This window comes from Flavobacterium aerium, from assembly GCF_030766725.1.
GTDB classification, from domain to species: Bacteria; Bacteroidota; Bacteroidia; order Flavobacteriales; family Flavobacteriaceae; genus Flavobacterium; species Flavobacterium aerium.
Genome location: NZ_JARQWR010000009.1, coordinates 1 through 21,819 on the forward strand (window position 1 = coordinate 1; position 21,819 = coordinate 21,819).

Consider the following 21,819-nt stretch of genomic DNA (forward strand, 5'->3'; position numbering starts at 1 on the left):
CACCATGCGGGAAGAGAATGGAGTAAAAGTGAAGTTTGCGTATAATGAAAACGAAGAATTAGTAAACATTCAAAATGAACATAAAGAATTATACCGTTTCCGTAGAAATGGAAATGGAGATGTTGTAAAAGAAATTGGATTCGACGGATTAAAAAGAGAGTACCGAAGAGATCGAGCAGGTAAAGTAGTCCGCATTGAACGACCAGAAGATCGATGGACGGAATATGAGTATAATCTGATTGGGCAAATTATCCGTTCCGAATATTATGATGGAAGTTGGGAAGCCTATAGTTATGATAAACGAGGTCTCATGATTGAAGCAGTCAATGAGCAGATTGCGGTGAAATTACAGCGCGATGCGATGGGACGTATTATTGAGGATCAGCAAGGCGAACATAGCGTACAAAGTATTTTTAATCGTAATGGACAACGCATAGCAGTAACCAGTAGTTTAGGAGCTAATGTCCAACATGAATATGATAAGTTAGGCAATCTGATTCAAACGCAAGCAGGAACGAAGGATTTAGAAAATTCATGGGAAATGCAGCGACAATATAGTGTGATGGGACAAGAGTTGAGTCGTACTATGAGTGGGGGAATACAAAGTAATTGGGAATATGATTCTGGCGGACACCCTATTGTACATCAGGTAAAATCAGAAAAACGAATTATGCGCCATCGTCGTTACAGTTGGAGCACCAATAACCGTTTATGGAAAATGGTCAATGAGCTTACCCAAGGACAAACCGATTATGGGCATGATGCTTTTGGAAGTTTAGCTTGGGCAAAATATGAAGAAGGGCAATACGATTATAAGTTTCCAGATGAGGTAGGAAATCTATTTGAAACAAAAGAGCGGAATGATAAAGAATATGGAACAGGAGGAAAGTTAATACGAGACAAAGAATTTTTCTATCTGTACGATGTTGAAGGCAATCTAATTCAGAAAACAGGAAAAGTAACCTGGAAGTACGAATGGCAAGGAAATGGAATGCTCAAACAGGTAGAAAAACCCAATGGAACAAAAATAATATTTGAATATGATGCTGTAGGAAGACGAACAGCTAAAATTGTAGCGAATAACATCACTCGTTTTGTTTGGGATGGAAATACGCCATTACATGAATGGAATTATGCAGTAGAGAATCGTCCCGAATGGATTGTAGATGATATGGGATTCTTGCAGCAAGATCAACCAGAGCCAGTTACTTCCGATTGTATTACTTGGGTTTTTGAAGAAGGAACATTTAAACCTACGGCCAAAATTGTTGGAGATCAGAAATACTCTATAGTAACCGATTATTTAGGAACACCATGCCAAGCATTTGATGAAAAAGGGGAAAAAGTTTGGGAGATGGAGTTGGATATTTATGGCAAAATCCGTAATCTTGAAGGAGCAAGTTCTTTTATTCCATTCCGCTATCAAGGACAATATGAAGATATAGAAACGGGATTGTATTATAATCGTTTTCGATATTATAGTCCAGATTCTGGAATGTATTTGAGTCAAGATCCGATAGGACTAGCTGGAGGAAATGTATTGTATGGATATGTGCAAGATAATAATGCTTGGGTTGATGTATATGGATTGACAGGAGCTATAGCTACTACATGGAATCAATTTCAATCTAAAACATCAGGATGGTTTGGTAGTAGAAGTGAAGCAGCAACTGGTTGGAAAGTTTATCAAGAAAGCTCTAATTCTAAAGAATTATTAGCAATAGGAAGATTACCTGATACTGAAGCTGCAGAGAAAAATTTAGGAATGAGAAGATTAAATACTGCAGGTTGGACTCCAGCTGTAAATGATTCATGGATGCAGGGGGGAATTGATGCAAATAAACCTTTTTATTTAGCATCTGATCCAATTGCCGCTAATAGATTTAATCCACCAGGATCAAAATTTCCTACGACAGTATTCGATAGAGAATTAAAGCAATTAGATAGTGCAAAATATGTCCAAAAAGGCAAAACCATGGTTAAAGCTTGTCCTTAAATTTTTTTAAATATGAATGATAAAAAAAGAATTATTGATATTATGTCAGTATTTAAAGAGAGAGAGATTTCTTTTATTGATGTAGAACAAATTGTAATTATAAATGATTTGTTCAAAAATTTAAGTAATGAACAAAGAGAAAATATTCGTGAAGATATAAAAGAGGATGAAAGATTAAAAATTTTAGCTTTTACAGAAAAACTTTCAGTTAAAGCATATGAAACAGAAAATATAAGTTATCTAATTACAGCCCTTATATTAATTTCAATAGAAGATTTTAAATGGGATTCACGAGAAAGTCTTATTTACTTGTCAATAATATGGTTTGTTTCAGAAAAAATTAAATCAGATTCTCTAGGATTATTTAATGAAGTGATAAATTTATCTTCAGAAGAAGGAAAAAGAATATTATTAGAATTTGTATCTCGGAATAAACAATTAAAATCGTTGCGAGCAATGGGTTTAAAATCTACGATCAAAAAAAATAGCATTTCTTTTGATCAAATTGTTCCGCCATGGATGAATTAATCGATTACCAGATAAGAGTTAATTAAGAGGGAAATTAAGATGTTCAATAGGGCTTAATGAAAACCAGTTCCTTGTTAAATATTATAAACAAAAAATACGATTTCAACACATTCTATGAACAAACAAATAATTGCCATTACTGCAGTACTATATTTCTTTATGATAGGCTGTAAACAAGACGCAGAACAATCCCAAAATACGACTGAAAACCCAATTACAACTCAAGAAAATAATAACGATAATATTACTGAACAACCAACAAAAACAGAGGATAAAACCAATTGTTTTGATAAAAGTAAATTCACACTTCCTTATAAAGAACCAATTGATTTAGAAACTGTAAAATACAGTCAGTTGGACTGTAAGATTAGTGGAGTAGAAGATTTTTTATGTGGAGAAGAAAAGCTGCGTTATTTGGCATTACCTGAAAATAAGAAAGTCAAAGTGATCCTAATTCCGATGGATTGTGGTGATTTTCCAGATCGTTTCTATCTATTAACCATTGTAGATCAAAAGATTGTTTCAAACCTATATGTAGAAGGAGAATGGTATGAGCCAGAAGGAGATGATTACCAAGAATTAACTACTTTTAATATTGATACAAAGTACAATATTACAGTTAAAACAGATCGAGTAGAAAAAGGTAAAACATCACATAAGGAAACAGCTGTCTATACAATTACGGATCAAGGGGTTTTGGTGAAAAAAGAATAAGGACTAGTACATGAAGAAATACAGTTACAATGATAACATTGAAACTTTCGAAATTGACCCTCAGTTTTTGAAAGAAGGAATACAATATGCGGAGAAAAAAGAGCATAAAGCCATCCGAATCATTACACAGAATAATAATTCAGGTTCAAAATACAATCTTGATTTTTTATTTTTTAAAGACAAAAACTTTATTGAAAAACTAAGTATTGGAGACGATTTCAAAATTGGAAAAATAAGTCACATTGAAGAACTAAATTCAATGAGCGGATTAAAGCATCTGTCATTAAATCAATCCATTGCTATAGACTTATCTGGACTGATTCATTTAGAAAGCCTATATCTGAGACATGATAAAGAAGTCAAAAACTTAGATAAATTAGTTGATCTTCAAGATTTATTAGTGACTACAACGAAAGAAGTAGATTGTCAGTTTTTAAGTAAATTAGAAAAAATAAAGAATTTACGAATCTGTGATGGTGTTCATACTTTGGACGGATTAGAACAATTGGTGAATTTAGAAAGCCTACGCATTACCCATAATCCAAAATTGATAAATATTGATGCAATTAGTCAATTACCACGATTGAAACAAGTTTATTTTGAATGCTGTAAAGGACTTTATGATTTTTCAGTTTTAAAAGAGAACAAAAGCATTACAGAATTGTTTATTGATATATTAGATTCATTAAGTTTTATAAAGTCAATGCCAGAATTAGAAAAAATATCATTTTGGAATTTGAAAGATGGAGATTTAACACCATTAATAGAAGCAAAACAGTTGAAACAGTTTTATTTTTACCCGAATAAAAAACATTATTCGCATAAACTGGAAGAAATAAAAAAGTAAAGTACCTACGCAATTCACAAGAATAAACATGAAAGGTTTAATCAGTTGGGGCAATGCTTATAAAAAGAAGGAAAATGGAAGGAGATTAAGCTTTTTCTGCTTCTTTAATTCAATGATTTCACCTTTGTAAAAATCAAATAAAAATACTTTGTCATAGTCCGAACGGAAAGGATTATTGAGAATAAATTCACTGAAATAAAAATAATCACACTCATTGATAATACTATCAAGTGTAAGAACAAGCCATTTTTTATCTAATCCGACAGTAGAGACAGTTTGTTTCAGAATGATATTCTGCAAATAGGAAATTGAGGGACCTTTGATTTTAAAAGGCTCAGGATTATAAAATTCGACCGATGAATGCGCTCGTTTTTGAATTTGCTGGATGTATTGATAGATAACTAAATCCCCTTTAATACAAGATATAATTTCATTTTTGAGCAATTTTAGATTTTCAGAAGTAAAGTTGAAAGCCCGCTTTTGAAATATAAAATTATATAAACCCCAATACTTATCTCCTTTTGAATTCAGCTCTGCTTCAATTTCGGAAAAAAGAGGTTTTAAAATAGAATAAATAGCATCGGAATCTAGGCTAAGATCTGTAAATTGGATTTGGACAGTTTCAAAATCATCCAATTTTAAAAGACTTGGACCTATTACCTTTAAAGAATTACCATAACTAGTGGTAAACTTCATTAAATCTGTAAATTCAGCGTATTTTTGATCTTTAAGAGAAGAAATTGCCATGTTTTTTAGATTGAAGTTTCTCATGCTATTTTTTTGTCAAAAGTAACAGTAGATCAAGGATAGAATTCTCTTTTTATACGAAACGGAAATATTTTTATACCAAAAGCCCAATTCCAAAGCCTAAAAGAAATCCCATTTCATTTTTGTATAAATTAATTGGGGTTTTGTATAATATAATGCGATGTAGATTAGTTTTTTAGTTATTTCGCTACCTATTAAAAATGAATATTTGGAAAATACATTTAATAATAACTGGTTTGTACGATTTCTGATTAACCCAGAATATCGCATTCATAGACATCTATCTATATTGCTGTATATAGGAGTAGTTTTTTATGACCCATATGAACATAAGGAATTCTCAGGAAATTATCAATTCTATATAAAATCACTGTGGACATCCTATTTGCTATTGATGGTCTACATCAATATGTATGTGCTAATTCCACACTTTCTGTTCAAGGGCAAGCATTTCTCCTATTTATTTAGTTTGATTTTGATTACGATGTGTTGTTATCTAACGTTGAGGTATATCACAGAAAACTATTTTGATGCCTATAGAATAGCACCCAAAAAAGTGTTTTCTAGCTTTTTTAGGGAGATTTTAGCAGCAATGAATATATTAACATTGATGGTCTTTGCTTCCACCTCAATCAAATTATTCCAACGATGGGTGCGAGATAATACGAGAATCAGTGAGTTGGAAAATACTTCATTACAAATGGAACTAAAAGAGTTGAAGAACCAGATTAATCCCCACTTCCTATTCAATATGTTGAACAACGTAAATGTGTTAGTGAAGAGTAATCCAGATAAAGCCTCTTTAGTAATCTTGAAACTTTCCGATTTTTTAAGATACCAACTGTATGACAATCATCATACAGCGGTGCCATTACTTTCAGAGATACAATTTTTGAACGATTTTATGGATTTAGAGAATATTAGACGCGATGGATTCAATCACAGTTTGAAAATAGAAAGTGAAACCCAAGACAATGAAGTCATATCAAAGTTAATGTTGCCGCCTAATTTATTCACCACATTCGTTGAGAATGCGATTAAACACAGTGTAGATCCCGATTATCCGTCACAAGTCAACATTATTTTCAGTATATATGAAAAACAACTGACGTTTATGTGTATCAATACAAAACCAAGCGAGCCCATTTTCTCTCCCAATAGTGGATTAGGATTAGCAAACATCAACCGTCGATTAGAATTGTTGTATGGCAAGGACTTTAAATTAGAATTAGAAGATTCAGATAGACTGTATAAAGTAACCTTAAGAATCCCCGTATGAATTGTATAGTTGTAGATGACGAACCTTTGGCAAGAGAAGGAATGCTCTTGTTGATTAAAGATGTTCCAGAATTAAATGTTTTGGGCTGTTTTAATGGTGTAAAAAAAGCAAAGGAATTCTTAGCAGAAAACAAAGTCGATTTGATTTTTCTTGACATACAAATGCCAGGGATGAACGGACTTGATTTTGCAGAAACAATATCCGAGGAAACACTGATAATATTCACAACAGCCTATTCACAATATGCTTTAAAAAGTTATGAAGTAGATGCCATTGACTATATGGTAAAACCAATTTTGAAAGAACGCTTTGAAAAAGCAGTAAAAAAAGCATTGAATTATAGTGAGCTATTACAAAGTACTGAAAGTAAGAGCAGTTTAGAAGATATTACGGCCGATTTTATGCTGATTAAAGCAGACAGGAGATTTCATAAAATACTATTTAAAGACATACTTTACATTGAAGGATTGAAAGACTATGTAGTGATTTATGTGAATGACACGAAAGTAATTACCGCGATGAATTTGAAAACAATTTACCAGCAATTGCCCTTAGACATTTTCATTAGAGTAAGTAAATCCTATGTGGTGAATGTCAATTATATTCTCTCATTTGATAATCATACAATCTATCTCCAAAATGCGGAGATACCCATTGGAGAAATTTTCAGGAAAAGTTTCTTAGAAATGTATCTCGGGAAAAATATTTCAGATAAGTTATAAATAAAGAACGGTATCAATCTAAACCTACTAAATTAATCCAATGAAAAAGAAACTGCTTTTATTTTCATCCGTGTTTTTTTGCCTTTATGCCAATGGACAAGAAAAAGAAATTAAGACACAAATCCGTAAAGAAATAACGGATCGGTTTCCAGCAACACGTATATTTGATGTTCAGTATCAGCAATATTTACCAACAGATTTTGACTCTCAATTATTTGGGAATGACTTCCAAAAAGGAGAAATTCAGAACCATTCCAAGCTGAAATTAATTGCGAATATCCCATTTTATAAAAAACCAAAATGGACCTTGACCTCATCCTTCAACTATAGATATGAAACGTTTGATTTAAAGAACGTGGAAAATGTCTCAATGCCTTCAGCAATGCCCTATAATGAGAAATTAGATTTTCATTATTTATCGGCAGCAGTAAGCTTTACAGGTTTTACAAGTTTGTTTAAAAAAACCTTTATTTACAATGCGAGTATCATTGCCGATGGGAGCAATAAAGATGTAGAACGATTTAAAGTATTCTTTGGCGGGACATTTGTTTTAAAACGTACTGAGCGCACTACAATAACGGCAGGTATTATTGCCTTTATTGATCCTGCTTCACCCATTCCATTTTCACCAACCTTTACATTAGAACATAAATTCAAGAATTCACCATGGGTATTTGACTTTATTCTCCCACAAAGATTATTATTCAAAAGAGACATTTTTGGAAAGGGAAGAATTTCTTTAGGAAGCGAATTAGGGTCCGATGGATTCTATACCTACGTGAATCGACCCGGATTTGCAAGAGTATACGATTACAGGCAAATTGAAATAAAATCAGGCTTAACCTATGAACACAGTCTTGGAGATGGGCTCATTGCAACCTTTAAAGGAGGATTTGCCAATGTTTTTAATTCAAGAGTAACCGAAAGAGGAAAATCGACAAACGATTATATTTTTAATACAACACAAGATGGAACGGGATATTTCTCTGTTGGAATATCCTATAATCCAGTTTTTACAAAGAAAAAATAAAACAGGTGGAGGAGCACCTGACTCATAATCAGGTGGTCCCTAAATGGCTGGATTTTTGGGAATGGCGAGACTACGCCATAAATAAAAAACAAGATAACTTTCCCAGTTTTTATACTTTCCAATGAATTGATCAATCCCTTCTTTATCCTTTTTATCTGTAATAATCTGATGAAGTATCAATGCATTCAAGAGACCTGCATCCCCATAAGGAACACTAGATTGATCTTTAAGGCTTTTTAATAAAGCATAATTGGCGGTCCATATTCCAATTCCTCGAACCTGAGTTAAAAATTTCTGACGACCATCAAAATCAGAAATTTTCTGAATAATCTCTTTTGACAATTCTCCAGAAGAAAAACGAGAAGAAACCTCTAGTAAATATTGTGTTTTTTGAGTAGAAAATTGCATGGCGCGCAGCTCGTCAGGATTCCCTTTCTCGAGTATTTTTGGATTCGGGAAAAGGTAATACTTTTTGTCCTCATAAGTAATAAAATCCCCATAACGCTCGACTAACTTTCGTTTTGTTTTATAGGCAAAAGTCAAATTGATTTGCTGTCCTATGATAGCCCAACAAATAGCTTCAAATAAATCAGGAATTCCAATTAATCGGAGCCCGGCAAATTGATGAGCCATGAAACCAATTTTTTTGTCCCTATTCAATAATGCATAAAAAGGATTTAAATCCCGTTTTAGATCAAACCAATCTTCAACATAATCAATAATCAAACGTTCCATAATAGCATCGTAATGACCTGATAATAGAGTGATGATGAGGTTTTCGGGATCGGCAGTAATATCAATCAGGATTTTCTCATCCTGAAGTACAATAGCTTTACGTATGGCATGATTATTTACTTCATGCAGACAATCATCAAAATCACGGTGCAAATACCATAAACACTCTGTGAAACTGAAATCGGGAGGCAGTGGAATATTAATTATAGGATGACTCATACTACAAAATTAATAGAATTGAAACAGAATACAATCTGAATCTTGCGGATGTAAAATAAAAAGAGGACCCAATAGGTCCTCTTTCTTTATGCTGTCATTTGACTTATTCTCTGTCAATATAGGTTTTGTTACCATTAGAGTTGATATAGTATCGACCACCTTTAGGTCCAGTATATACTTTATGTCCGTTGTATTCACCTGTTACTTTATCCGCACCAGTATCAACTTTAGATTCTACTTTTTTAGCAACAGTCTTTGTTTTAGTCTCTGCTTTTTTAGTTTCCTCTTTTACAGCTGTACCCACTTTCTTAGTTTCCGTTTTTGCTTTGTCTGCTACTTTTTTAGTATCATCCATAGCGGTAGTACCTACTTTCTTCGTATCAGCTTTCGCTTTGTCGGCTACCTTTTTTGTATCTTCTTTTACGGCTGTTCCTGTTTTCTTAGTTTCAGCTTTTGCTTTGTCGGCTACCTTTTTAGTATCCTCTTTTACAGCAGTTCCTGTTTTTTTGGTATCAGCTTTTGCTTTATCCGCTACTTTCTTAGCATCAGCCTTTGTTTTGTCTGCCTCTTTTTTTGCAGCGGCAGTTTCTTTCTTGGCTTTGCTTTCCGTTTTAGTAGCATCCTTCGTTGCTTTTTCTTTCACTGCTTTAGTTGTTTTAGCAGTTTCTTTCTTAATTGCTTTATCCTGAGCTTGAATTGTACCTGCACAGATTAGCAATAAGCATAATACGATTAGTCTTTTCATGGTTTTGATGTTTTAATTTACTATTAAAGGTAATAATTTTATTAATAAAAAATATTTTGAGGAGTAGAATTAAGTAAATACTAAGGAATAGAATTCCAAACACTAGAATACTATAGAACAACAAAAAGCCCCTGATGGAAATCAAGGGCTTTTCTTATTCAACTTTTGGAAGACTATTTGCTTTTTTTAACGTCAGCTTTTACTTTTTCCACTTTAGCTGTAGCATCTTTTTTTGTAGCTTCAGCTTCTTTGTTCATTTTCATTTCTTTAACTTTAGCTTTTTCAGTAACTTTAGTAGCTTCTTTTTCAGCTTTAGTAGCTGCTTTATCAGTACCTTTTGTTACTTCTTGTTTTACAGCTTTTTTAGCTGGAACTTCTTGTTGAGCATAAATCGCTGTAGAGAAAGCGAAGAATAAACCTAATGCAATTAACTTTTTCATGATTGGTTGATTTTTAAATTATAGATTAAAATTAGCTAAATTATATATCCGAAATACAAGGCGAATAAAATATTAACAAATTTTTATCTAAGCCATAATTAACTGAAAATAAGTGGCTTATAAGGAAGCTCTTCCAGATGTTTTTAAAAATAAGCAAAATATTGTGTGACAGCAATATAACTGTTTTAACATGAAAGGATGTGTTAAATGAAACAGATTTTACCCATTGAAAATAATTTTTTAGACAAGCAAAAAAAGGTGGATTTTTAGCATGTAATTGTAGGAAAAAGAAATCAAATTGATTTTCGTATAAAATAAAAAAAGCGAGAGAAGTTAGAAAAAAGCGCGAAGCTGAATATTTCCTGTGTGAATGGCTTGGCTAGTTTCACTTTTTCGACCCTGATAATTTATATTAACATCAAGATATTGGGTTAAATTCTTTTGAATTAATAATCGCCATGTTAAATTTTGACCAGCTTGCAATCCTTCTAACATTTGATAAGCAACCGGAGAAAGCTCATTTCCCTCAAAAGCATTCTGATATAAAGAGAATTCACCATTCATGGTAAACTTCTTTTCACTAGCATAAGTAAAGGAAGTACCTAGGCGCTGTTGGTTAAGAGATTCCAGATCGCCAATTTTATTTTCTTTGACCTGATATTCATAGAAGAGATCCCAACTGGTATTTTTTGAAAACAAATACGAGATTTTTGGAGCAACCTGATAACCTCTTAATTCAAAGTTTTTTGTGCCATAATTTTCGGAGGTATTGGAAGACTTTATCGTTTTGCTACCAAAACCAAAAAGCCAGCTCTTTTTATACAAGTGGGTATATTGCAATTGATGCGAGTAATTTTTCCCTTCTAGGGAACCAATAGAAAGTAAGCTCTTCGTTCGGCTACTAATATAGGTATAGGTAACGGAATGATTTTGTTTCCCTCTATTGTAAAATAAACTATTTCTAAAACTGGAGTTAAGCCCTAACAAATCCGTTTCATTTGTACTAAAAGGATTCAAATCAAAATTATCCTCTTTTCGTTTAATCTTTCGATCAATGATAAAGGAAGTCTGATTATAAAAATAAGAAAGAAACTTTTTGATCCCTTTTTCATTCTGCCATTGATTTGTGTTTAAAGTAATAGATTGAGAATATTTATTCTGATGCGTTTTAATGAATACCTGATTAGGAAGGAAAACACGAATATATTTTGCCTGATCCGCAAATTGTGCTACTTCAAATTCTTCCAGTTCCTGAACACCATTATTATTATAATCAATCCACACATAAATACCACGGCCGGGATCCACTTCGAGATAAGTAAACTCCTGTTGTGGAATCGTACCCGATGTGGTTTCAAAAGCTGTAGTAATTTGAATTAACTGATTGAAAAAACGATCATTGTACAGTAAGCGAGAATTTAAAGAAGGCTCATTTGGTCGCGATTGGTCTTTAAATTTCAGATTTCTGTAATTTACAAATAAAGACAAATCACTCTTTTCCGTCTGGATTAATCGAGACTTAATATAATAAGACTGTGAAGTATTAACCCGTTGTATTAATCCGTTTTGTAAACTATCATTAGTACGATTAAGGTAACCTAATTCAACATACACTTTGGTAGAATCACCACGCCCCATGAAAGCACCATATTCAAAGAAACGTTGGCTTAAAGCAGAAAACTGATCCGTAGCTACGAGACGTTCTTGATTATTTTCCAATCGAACAGTACCACCAACCCAATTTTTATCAAAATGATATTTCGTTCGAGTTTGATTACGAATGAATTTAGAAGAGGCATAATCGCCGTCATTTTGCAAAATACTTCCTTGGGTCTGGATTTGCCAGTTATTGAATTTAAACAACCCATTAGCAATATGGCGATGCCCTGAGAAACTTTTTGAGAAGTCAAGCTTTTCAAACTGATAATTAAAGGTTCCTTTAGACGGTAATTTGAAACTTAAACCTGTTACCAGTAAACTTTGATTTCCAAGTGGATTAGTTAAATTCCAATCCCGATCAAATTCAATGGTAAATAAACGTTCAATAGTTTTGAAATTCTGTTGGACAAACTGATAGTTAGCAAAAGCATCAATTTGCCATTTCTCATTTGTAAATACGCGCTGTCTGATGTTTATCCTTCCTGCAGTTCCTTGATTATTCCCGTCATCTATAGGAGAAAATAGATTTTGATCATTATTACTAAGACCAATTTCAAAATCAACATTCGTTTTCTCATCAGGATTGTATTTCCCCATGACGGTTGCAATTTGGATTTTCGTAGGAGCAACCAATCGGATAATAGGCTCAAAATTTCCCTGCGGAACACCACTTATAGGAGCAACATATTGATATATTTTACCAACGGCAGCATTATTCGTAATATTGTAATTCCCTAAGTTAGGACCTACTAGGCTAAAGCGAACATTATATAGAACATCTTCAGCCACATTGGAATATTGAAAAACTTCAACACCACCAATATTTACTTTTTTGTATAAGATTTTATTTTCCGAATAACTGTCAATATAAGCAGAAGGAGCAGTCATTAATGCGGGATCATCACCGGCAGCAACTAATGCTTGTACCTGTTCTGGCGAAAGATTCTGTTGCAGCGGTTGATTCTTCACATCATTTTCTGAATAGACATACCCTCCAATACTCCAGGTTTCACGCTCATGAGTCGCTCCGGCATACGTAAGGAAACGAGTATAGTTACGATCTGTATATTGATACTCAATATTGATCCGCATTTCGGAAGTAATAGGAAATAAAGAAGTAAATACAATTTCTCCGGCATTGTAATCAATAACGTAATCTTTGTTCTCTCCACGCGTGAGCAAAATACCATTCACAAACACACGCTCACTACCTGATACCACTAGGACATACAACTCACCATTAGGACCTCGAAGTTTATAAGGCCCTTGATTTCCTTCTTGACCAACAAAAGTACTTTTCGCATACTGCCCGCGAACTAACGCTGCTGCTGCAAAAATGGAAGTTTTGGCTTCTAGTCGTCCAAATTCAAAATGAGTAGAAACACCCTGTACCTTTTTATTGAAATTCAAAAACTTTGATTTCCGATTCTCCAGGAATAAATCCCCAGCACGAATACTCCATTTGTCGCTAAAGAGCTCAATGAAAATCTGATCAAATTCATCTAATTTTTGAGAGTAACCACCCTCCTGCAAAGGAATATTACTATCCTGAATAGAAGCCCTAAGACTTACTTTATCCGATATTTTTCCAGTAATCTGTAAGTCTAAAGCAGAGTTGACAACTGCGTTTTGATTGTTTCCTATTGTAATTCCTCTCGTGATACTTCCCGAAGTTGTAAGTCCGTCAAAAGGAATAAAATTACGTTTCACATCCTGCTTCACCTTATATAAGCTTCCCTGTGCAGCTTCATTACTCACAATACGACTATCATCGTAGATGGTATAATCTTTGGTTAGAAAGCGAGGATATTTCAAGTAGTGTACGGTGAGAGAATCTATAGTGGTAAGTGCCGACTTTGATTTGAAAATCAACAGACCTTTTCCAAAATCGACAGTATAAGCAGTACTATCAATACCATTTCCTTTGATGTCAGTCAGTTTAAAAAAGGTAGGATTAATGCTCACACTATCAATACGAATGGTATCCTGAGTAACTTTTATTTTTTTGGTTTTGTATGACGTGCTGATATCCTGAGCCTGTAGCCCAGCATAAAAGAGAACACAAAACAATAAAAATAATTTTCTAAACATACTCCTATTAACTCCAAAAAACCAAAAGTAGTGTTAAAGTATCAAATTTTTAACGTGTTGAGGAGACTTGCGCGCAAATAAATAAAGGATTAGAATTAAAACCAAATAAAAAACCACCGGATTAAGAATAAGCCGATGGTTCACTATATATAATAAGGACAAAGTACTAAGAGTTCTCTGTTGTTACAATTTGCATTGTTTCACGGCTCACTTGTTTTAACAGCACATTCTTATTCTGTTCTACCATTTGAGCGGCTTTATCGTTAAAATGACGAATTGTATATAAGGACACATTTTCGTTATACGTTACTTTAAACTTTTTCGATAATATTTTATGAAGCTCATTAAAATTACCAAACTTATCATCCACACAAACAGAGAAGCTAATCGCTGAATTTTGAATCAAATGCACCTTCATTTTGTACAAATGCAGTAAGGCGAAAATTTCACTAATATTTTCCTCCATAATAAAAGAGAAATCAATAGAAGACAATGAAACCAACAATTGATCTTTCTTGACAATATAACACGGGAATTGAGGCTCAAGATCTGGTCCTTTACTTACGCGAGTACCCGGTAACATCGGATTGATAAAAGATTTCACAAACAATGGAATCTCTTTACGTTGCAAAGGTTGCAATGTTTTTGGGTGTATTACAGTAGCACCATAAAAAGCTAACTCAATGGCTTCACGATATGAAATTTGATTCAGCAACACCGCATTTTCAAAATAACGTGGATCGGCATTCATAACACCAGGAACATCTTTCCAGATTGTTACACTTTCGGCATTAAGACAGTAAGCAAAAATAGCAGCGGTATAATCAGAACCCTCACGGCCTAAAGTGGTGGTGAAGTGATTAGGGTCAGAACCTAAGAAACCTTGAGTGATATTCAGTGTCTTGCGTTTTACTTGAGTAGCGATATTTTCCTGAGTTTGTTCCCAATCTACGCTAGCGTCTCTGTAATTCGTATCCGTTTTAATAAAATTACGAACATCCAACCATTCATTAGCAACACCACTATGATTTAAATAATGACTTAGAATCGTAGTAGAAACAAGTTCACCATAACTCACAACCTGATCATAGACGAAGTTATAATTAGGCGATTTATTAATGCTTAAGAAATGTTCTAAATCCCCAAATAATTTATTAACATCATTGAAAACAGCATGACGCTCCTCTTCAAATAAATCCAATAAAATCTGATTGTGGTATTTTTTGACCTCCTGAATAGAAGACTGCAAAGAAGGCGATTTATCAAAATAATCCTTAATAACAACCTCAAGAGCATTCGTAGTTTTCCCCATAGCAGAAACCACTAATAAAACATCCTGAAAACCTACTTTTTGTAAAACATCATAGACGTTTTTTATCCCAGCGGCATCTTTAACTGAAGCCCCGCCAAATTTGAATACTCTCATATATTTGCAACAAAATTTGTTATTCCCTGTTCACTCATTTGTACCGTATACCAATCCTTTAATAGTGTAGCCCCCGATTTTTCGTAAAACGAAATAGCAGAAGTGTTCCAATCCAGAACCACCCATTCCATACGTCTTACTTTTTCTTCTTTGGCATATTTAATCACTTCACTATATAAAGCATTCCCTAAACCAGTTCCGCGCATTTTCTCCTTCACGATTAAATCTTCCAGATGAATCGTTTTTCCTTTCCATGTAGAATAGCGATTGTAGAACAATGCCATGCCTACAATTTCATCATCCACTTCAGCAACAAAAGTCTGGAATAAAGGTTCCGAAGCGAAACCATCACGAATTAAATCTTCAACAGTCACTACAACAGCATCAGGTTCTCTTTCAAAAGTTGCAAGTTCTTGGATTAACTGTAATACAGAAGCCATGTCACGAGCTTCACCTTTTCTAATAATCATAATAATTTGTATTGGTAGCTTTTCCTGCTTTTCCGCTATATCTTTTTAGGTCAGAACAAGCCCTAAAAAGGATGCCGCTTCAATCAGGGCTATTAAAAATTGAATTAAAATTAAACAAATGTACAATTCTGATAAACTATCCTGTAATAATTATTTCATTATAACAAAAATATCGATATTTGTGAACACAACTACAACGAAATAGTAATGGAAGAAAGGAATAAGACATTAGGTGAGTTTATCATCGAAAAACAAGAAGAATTTCAATTTTCCTCCGGGGAATTATCTAGATTAATCAATTCAATCAGATTAGCAGCAAAAGTAGTTAACTACAAAGTAAACAAAGCCGGATTAGTCGATATCGTTGGTGCAGCCGGAGAAACGAATATTCAGGGAGAAGACCAGCAGAAACTAGATGTGTATGCGAATGAAGTTTTTATCCAAACCTTAATTAATAGAGAAATTGTTTGTGGAATCGCTTCCGAAGAAAACGATGATTTCATCACAATTCAAGGAAAAGATAAAAGCCATAACAATAAATATGTAGTATTAATGGACCCATTGGACGGATCATCAAATATTGATGTGAATGTATCAGTAGGAACGATTTTTTCTGTTTTCAGACGTATTACACCAGTAGGAACACCCGTAACGATAGACGATTTCTTACAACCGGGAGTCAATCAAGTTGCAGCAGGATATGTTATTTATGGAACTTCTACAATGCTAGTATATACTACAGGACATGGAGTAAATGGATTCACATTAAACCCTGCAATTGGAACATTCTATTTGTCACACCCCAATATGCAATATTCAAAAGATGGAAAAATATATTCCATCAATGAAGGGAATTACGTTCATTTCCCACAAGGAGTAAAAGATTATATTAAATACTGTCAGTTAGAAGAAGGAGATAGACCCTATACTTCACGCTATATTGGAAGCCTCGTATCCGATTTCCATCGTAATATGATTAAAGGCGGAATCTATATCTACCCAACCAGTGCAAAAGCACCCAATGGTAAATTGAGATTATTGTACGAATGTAACCCGATGGCCTTTATTGCAGAACAAGCAGGAGGAAAAGCATCCGATGGTTACGGTAGAATCATGGAATTACAACCTACAGAATTGCACCAGCGTGTCCCATTCTTTTGTGGAAGCTACAATATGGTAGAAAAAGCCGAAGAATGCATGAAGAATGCAAAGGGATAATTCCCTTAATAGATCGTAAAAACAAAACTCCTGATGATAACAATGCCATCAGGAGTTTTGTTTTTTATTCACTTTCAAGATTATTCGTTTTTTGCATAAAACACACACTTTGATGTTAAAGTCATTACTATTATCATAAAAGTGACTAATTTACATTTGTATATTAAATATTTTATATAGATTTGAGTTCCGTAAAATAATCGTTTTATACGATATAAAATAACATTGTAAACACAATAGTGCCCCTACCATTTTTATGTTTACCCCTATTGTTTCAAGACAATGGTGGCATAATTTAAAAAGTATGAAGAAAACTATACTCTTTTTGCTTTTGTTCCCTATGGTACTATTGGGACAAAGCACCAATCAGAATTACGTTAAGACCACGAATTATCGTGAAGCAGGTGGTACCAATCCACAATCACAGGTAACCTATTTCGATGGATTAGGACGTCCTATCCAGACCATTGCACAACAACAATCCGGAACGGGAACCGATATGATTACTCATATTGAGTATGATGGTTTTGGCCGTCCCGTAAAGTAATATTTACCCTATGCGGGAAATACTACCGACATGAGCTTTCAGCCCAACGCACTAAATGCGACACTCAATTTTGCACAATACACTGGACAAAATCCTTACAGTGAGAATTTTTACGAGAATTCCCCTTTAAATCGTGTGCGTAAAAAAGGAGCTCCAGGTCTAGATTGGCAAGGGAATACCACCGATGATAATGATCATACTGTAAAATATGAGTACTCTAGTAATGCCGAAAAAGAAGTAAAATTCTACGATGCCAAAACCACATGGAATGCTAGTGCAGGGTTGTATGACATTCAACTCCTCGATCGTGGATATTATGCCCCAGGTACATTGTCAAAAACTATTATCAAAGATGAGAATTGGATCAGTGGAACAGATAACACGACCGAAGAATACAAAGACAAACAAGGACGGGTGGTGCTCAAAAGAAACTATGAATCCGATGCCGGTGAAAGCCGTCGAGATCTAGGATTACATAATACTTACTATGTCTATGACTTGTATGGAAATTTAACCTATACCATTCCACCCTTAGCCTCAAGTCCATTGACTCAATTGGATCTCTTATGTTACCAATACAAACACGACCACCGCAACCGAATGGTGGAGAAAAAAATACCAGGCAAACAATGGGAGTTCATTGTTTATGATCCATTGGATCGTCCAGTGGCAACGGGTCCTGTCTTTACTCCTTTTGGTGGAGATCAAACAGGGTGGATGATTACCAAATATGATGCCTTTTCTCGAGTAGCCTATACCGGATGGTATGCCGGTAATACGCCCCGTGCTACTATGCAATCCCAAGCAAATGCTACTGCTACATTTTCGGAAAAAAGAGTGACTTCCAATACCGTTGATGGAGTTACAATTGGTTATTCTTCCGCTACTTTTCCTTCCAGTGGAATCAAATTATTAGCAGTCAATTATTATGATAATTACACTTATCCTTTAGCGCCCACTGTTCCTGGACAAATTGAAGGACAAACGGTTTTAACAACTGTCAAAGGTTTGCCTACAGGCAACTGGATACGCACCCTAAATTCCCCTGCTTCAATTGCCTATGAACTAAGCCATACGCTGTATGATGAAAGGAGCAGGCCTATTTCGATGTATACCAAAAATCCTTGGGATGGTTATTTCCAAATTAATTTGAAGCTTGATTTTAGTGGAAAAACACTTTTTACCAAGACTTTGCAGAAGTTTGATACCAATGCTGTAGTCACTTCGGTTACGGATACCTATACCTATACGGCGCAGGATCGTTTATTAACCCACAAACAACGGGTGGATGGCTTGGCCGAACAATTAATTGTCTCCAATAGTTATGATGCCTTAGGACAACTTATTGCAAAAAATGTGGGTGGAAATGATGTTTCGGGAGCAACGGGATTACAGAAAGTAGATTACCGCTACAACATTCGCGGTTGGTTAACCGATATTAATAACGAAGCAACATCGGGTAATGCCGGATTAGTATTGGGTGCAGGAGATTTATTTGGTTTTAAAATCAATTACAATCAAGTTACCGACAGTCAGAATGGTGTCGTGGTTTCATCATCTTCCAGTGCATTCAATCAGGTAAGACCGTTGTACAATGGTAATATTGCTGAAACTTTTTGGAAAACAACCAATGATAATGTGCTGCGAAAATATGGATATCTATACGATAAACTCAACCGTCTGAGGGCTTCCTATTACCAAAAACCAGAAACACAAAATCCTTATCCCAATTCTTATAACGAGTCTATGGGTTATGATAAAAATGGAAACATTAAATTCCTGCAACGCAATGGAAACCTAGATTCTCATCTGTTTAACATCCTGATGGATAATCTAGAATATTCCTATACCGGCAATCAATTGAATAAAGTGATAGATTTCACGAATAATCCCGCAGGTTTTAAAGATGATAGTAATGGTATTACGGACCCTGAAGATGATTATGCTTATGATGCCAATGGAAACATGACCTTGGATCAGAATAAGGGTATTAATAAAGTGGTATACAATCACCTGAATTTACCAACAGAAATCACCTTCTCTGGAAGCGCCACTCGAAAAATTAATTATCTTTATAATGCTAACGGGGTAAAATTGCAAAAAACGTTCATTAATGGAAACCGAACCACCGTGACCAATTATTTAAACGGTTTTCAGTACAATGGCAGTGTATTATTATTTTTCCCACATGCTGAAGGTTATGTTGCCCGAACAGAAAACCTGAGCGGACAGGCTTTTTTCAATTATGTATTCAATTATAATGACCATTTGGGCAATGTACGGGTGAGTTATACACTCGATCCATTGACCAATATGCCTAAAATTATTGATGAAAATAATTACTATCCTTTCGGATTAAAACAGGCCGCCTATAATACAGAAGAATATGCGTATTTCTCCTCAAACAATGGTGGAAGTGGTTATTATAGTCCTGTTTTAGGAATTATTGAAGCAGGGGCAATCAGTCCCTATAAATATAAATTCAATGGGAAAGAATTGCAAAATGAGTTGGGGCTTAACTTGTACGATTTTGGAGCCCGTAATTATGACCCAGCGATAGGGAGATGGATGAATATTGATCCATTAGCGGAACAGGGGAGACGATGGTCTCCTTATACTTATGCAATGGATAATCCTATATACTTTATTGATCCAGATGGAATGTGGCCTTGGCCTTCATGGAATAGTGTAAAAACAACATATAAATCAAGTACTAAAAATGTTAAGGCCTACGTAAATAAACAAGTTGCTGAAATAAAATACGACCTGTCTAAGGCTAGTGAAAAAACAGGATTTACTCATGCTGCAAAGTGGTTCGAGACAAAAGCAACAAGCATCAGTAATGGGTTTGACCTAACAGTCAAGAATCCAGACAATGCTAATAAAGGAATGTCTGAAAAGCCACAGGGCAGCCGAGATGTAAAAACCGCAGTAGTAGACGTCCTTGCACAGTTATCCACTTTCTTAACGCCGGGTGGCTTTCCTACTGATGATAGTGATAATACGGATAATAGGACTTCCTCAGACAGCAATGAGGCAACAAATACAACAATGAGTGCTTCTACGAATTCTGAAGACCAAACAGTGGAGATTGCCTCTAAAAATTTTAAAGCTACTGACCCAATTAGAGGCAATTCGTCACAAGTTCTTACTTTAACAAAAAAAACTACTGTTAATAAATCAGCTTTAGATAGTGTTAAATCAGCACACACTAAAGACTCCCTAAGAGCAATGGAAGACAAAAAAAATAAGGATATAGAATATAATAAAAATAGATACTATTAGAATATGAAAAAAGTTTTAAGTTTTATGTTAGTTTTTATGTTTTTTGCTTGTAATAATAAGAATGATAAGGAGTCTGTACCTAAAAAAGATAAAAGTAAAAATTATAGATTTGATTTCCCAGACACTTTGATAGTTAACAAGAAATACAATGGTGTACTATATTACGAAAGTAAATTAGATTCAATTTCAACCAAAATCGGAGATTTAGAAAATTATAGATATTCTCGATTACTTATTACTAAAACGGATAAAATTGCCTCTACTAACGACGAAATATTCAAAAAGATTAAAGATACTTTTTGGGCAAAGAATAATAGGGAAATAATATTTACAGATGTTGTCTTTGATAAGATTGGTGTATTTTATCTTGAAGGTTATATATATAATCTCGCTGGAGTTAAATTAGCTAAAAAAGATGAGAATGGAGAAAATATGTACGATATGATTGAAGAATTTGAGCCAGTTATTCATAAAGTTATTGTTATAGAAAAACCATAAATAACAATCATATGAAACAGCTTTTAATTATATTATGAATTTCTTTACTTTTTATATCATGTGTAAAAACAAATAAAAATATTAATAATGAAGATTTAAATAGCTTGCTATCAAACAATATTAGAAAATACCATCAAACAAAGGATAAAAAGTATCTTGACTCTGCATATATGGAATTATCTAACAATAAAGATTATATAAAAGAAGGTTTAGTCGGTAAGAACTCACTACCAATTATATCATTATTATTAAATCTAAAAAAATATAATGAATTAGAAAAGCTATTAATTAATAATAATAATAAGTATAATCGACTTAACACTTTAAATACTGTTCGATTTTTAAAATTAAAAGACTTAGATAGAGAAAAAGCAAATTTTCATATTAAAAAAAGTATTATAATGATTCAAGATACTATAAATAAAGCACCTAATGATTCTCTATTATATGCAGATTATTTTTCTATGAAGGTACTTTTAATAGGTAAAAAAAATACTCTAAAAGAAATTGATAGTATGCAAATAGCGAACAAAAATTACTCTGATTTATTTTATAATAATATTTTAAAAAATGCTGTTGAAAATTATTCAGAGTAACAATAT

18 protein-coding genes and 1 pseudogene are annotated in these 21,819 nt (G+C 33.8%); 12 read left to right on the forward strand and 7 right to left on the reverse strand.

Annotated features, from left to right (window positions below):
* From P6733_RS12715 to P6733_RS12730, 4 genes are all read left to right on the forward strand, one after another.
* The coding region (locus tag P6733_RS12715; protein WP_306353281.1) for an RHS repeat domain-containing protein at positions 1-1,996 on the forward strand (1,996 nt) is incomplete at its 5' end.
* A gap of 12 nt (positions 1,997-2,008) precedes the next feature.
* Positions 2,009-2,524 (forward strand): hypothetical protein, encoded by a 516-nt coding sequence (locus tag P6733_RS12720; RefSeq protein WP_306353282.1) that lies wholly within the window; start codon positions 2,009-2,011, stop codon positions 2,522-2,524.
* 114 nt (positions 2,525-2,638) lie between these two features.
* A complete protein-coding gene (locus P6733_RS12725; protein ID WP_306353283.1) occupies positions 2,639-3,238 on the forward strand; it encodes a hypothetical protein in 600 nt (199 codons plus the stop codon).
* A 10-nt stretch (positions 3,239-3,248) separates the two neighbouring features.
* On the forward strand, positions 3,249-4,085 hold the full coding sequence (locus P6733_RS12730) for a leucine-rich repeat domain-containing protein (RefSeq protein ID WP_306353284.1): 837 nt from the start codon (positions 3,249-3,251) through the stop codon (positions 4,083-4,085).
* 57 nt (positions 4,086-4,142) lie between these two features.
* On the opposite strand, the gene P6733_RS12735 is transcribed toward P6733_RS12730, so the two are convergent.
* Complete coding sequence (locus tag P6733_RS12735; protein ID WP_306353285.1) at positions 4,143-4,832, reverse strand: hypothetical protein; 690 nt, start codon at positions 4,830-4,832, stop codon at positions 4,143-4,145.
* 229 nt (positions 4,833-5,061) lie between these two features.
* Between P6733_RS12735 and P6733_RS12740 the strand changes: the two genes are divergently transcribed.
* Genes P6733_RS12740 through P6733_RS12750 form a run of 3 tightly spaced genes read left to right on the forward strand, consistent with a single transcriptional unit; the run spans position 5,062 to position 7,884 of the window.
* Entirely contained in the window at positions 5,062-6,132 is a 1,071-nt protein-coding gene (locus P6733_RS12740; RefSeq protein WP_306353286.1) for a sensor histidine kinase, read from the forward strand.
* Positions 6,129-6,854 carry a LytR/AlgR family response regulator transcription factor gene (locus P6733_RS12745; RefSeq protein ID WP_306353287.1) on the forward strand — a complete coding sequence of 242 codons (726 nt, stop codon included), beginning with the start codon at positions 6,129-6,131 and terminating at the stop codon, positions 6,852-6,854. Before P6733_RS12740 ends, P6733_RS12745 begins: the two co-directional genes overlap by 4 nt.
* A 40-nt stretch (positions 6,855-6,894) precedes the next feature.
* Entirely contained in the window at positions 6,895-7,884 is a 990-nt protein-coding gene (locus P6733_RS12750; RefSeq protein WP_306353288.1) for a hypothetical protein, read from the forward strand.
* 39 nt (positions 7,885-7,923) lie between these two features.
* On the opposite strand, the gene P6733_RS12755 is transcribed toward P6733_RS12750, so the two are convergent.
* The 6 genes from P6733_RS12755 to P6733_RS12780 all read right to left on the reverse strand — a co-directional run bounded on the left by P6733_RS12755 (position 7,924) and on the right by P6733_RS12780 (position 15,669).
* Positions 7,924-8,838 (reverse strand): DNA-3-methyladenine glycosylase family protein, encoded by a 915-nt coding sequence (locus P6733_RS12755; protein WP_306353289.1) that lies wholly within the window; start codon positions 8,836-8,838, stop codon positions 7,924-7,926.
* A 103-nt stretch (positions 8,839-8,941) separates the two neighbouring features.
* Positions 8,942-9,583, reverse strand: coding sequence for a hypothetical protein (locus tag P6733_RS12760; protein WP_306353290.1), 642 nt, complete (start codon positions 9,581-9,583; stop codon positions 8,942-8,944).
* 173 nt (positions 9,584-9,756) lie between these two features.
* Positions 9,757-10,023 carry a hypothetical protein gene (locus P6733_RS12765; protein ID WP_306353291.1) on the reverse strand — a complete coding sequence of 89 codons (267 nt, stop codon included), beginning with the start codon at positions 10,021-10,023 and terminating at the stop codon, positions 9,757-9,759.
* A 333-nt stretch (positions 10,024-10,356) separates the two neighbouring features.
* Positions 10,357-13,773 carry a hypothetical protein gene (locus P6733_RS12770; RefSeq protein ID WP_306353292.1) on the reverse strand — a complete coding sequence of 1,139 codons (3,417 nt, stop codon included), beginning with the start codon at positions 13,771-13,773 and terminating at the stop codon, positions 10,357-10,359.
* Positions 13,774-13,939: 166 nt separating this feature from the next.
* Positions 13,940-15,199, reverse strand: a complete 1,260-nt coding sequence (locus tag P6733_RS12775) for an aspartate kinase (protein ID WP_306353293.1) — start codon at positions 15,197-15,199, stop codon at positions 13,940-13,942.
* Complete coding sequence (locus tag P6733_RS12780) at positions 15,196-15,669, reverse strand: GNAT family N-acetyltransferase (RefSeq protein WP_306353294.1); 474 nt, start codon at positions 15,667-15,669, stop codon at positions 15,196-15,198. The genes P6733_RS12775 and P6733_RS12780 overlap by 4 nt, the downstream gene beginning before the upstream one ends.
* 207 nt (positions 15,670-15,876) lie before the next feature.
* Here P6733_RS12780 and fbp point away from each other — a divergent pair, with 207 nt between their 5' ends.
* From fbp to P6733_RS12805, 5 genes and pseudogenes are all read left to right on the forward strand, one after another.
* Positions 15,877-16,887, forward strand: a complete 1,011-nt coding sequence (gene fbp, locus P6733_RS12785; protein ID WP_306353295.1) for a class 1 fructose-bisphosphatase — start codon at positions 15,877-15,879, stop codon at positions 16,885-16,887.
* Between the two features lie 340 nt (positions 16,888-17,227).
* Positions 17,228-17,626 (forward strand): annotated as a pseudogene (locus P6733_RS12790) (DUF6443 domain-containing protein); the annotation flags it as partial.
* A gap of 2,121 nt (positions 17,627-19,747) precedes the next feature.
* Positions 19,748-20,719 carry an RHS repeat-associated core domain-containing protein gene (locus tag P6733_RS12795; protein WP_306353467.1) on the forward strand — a complete coding sequence of 324 codons (972 nt, stop codon included), beginning with the start codon at positions 19,748-19,750 and terminating at the stop codon, positions 20,717-20,719.
* 3 nt (positions 20,720-20,722) lie between these two features.
* On the forward strand, positions 20,723-21,217 hold the full coding sequence (locus P6733_RS12800; RefSeq protein ID WP_306353296.1) for a hypothetical protein: 495 nt from the start codon (positions 20,723-20,725) through the stop codon (positions 21,215-21,217).
* 170 nt (positions 21,218-21,387) lie between these two features.
* Positions 21,388-21,813 carry a hypothetical protein gene (locus tag P6733_RS12805; RefSeq protein ID WP_306353297.1) on the forward strand — a complete coding sequence of 142 codons (426 nt, stop codon included), beginning with the start codon at positions 21,388-21,390 and terminating at the stop codon, positions 21,811-21,813.
* The last annotated feature ends 6 nt before the right edge of the window (positions 21,814-21,819 follow it).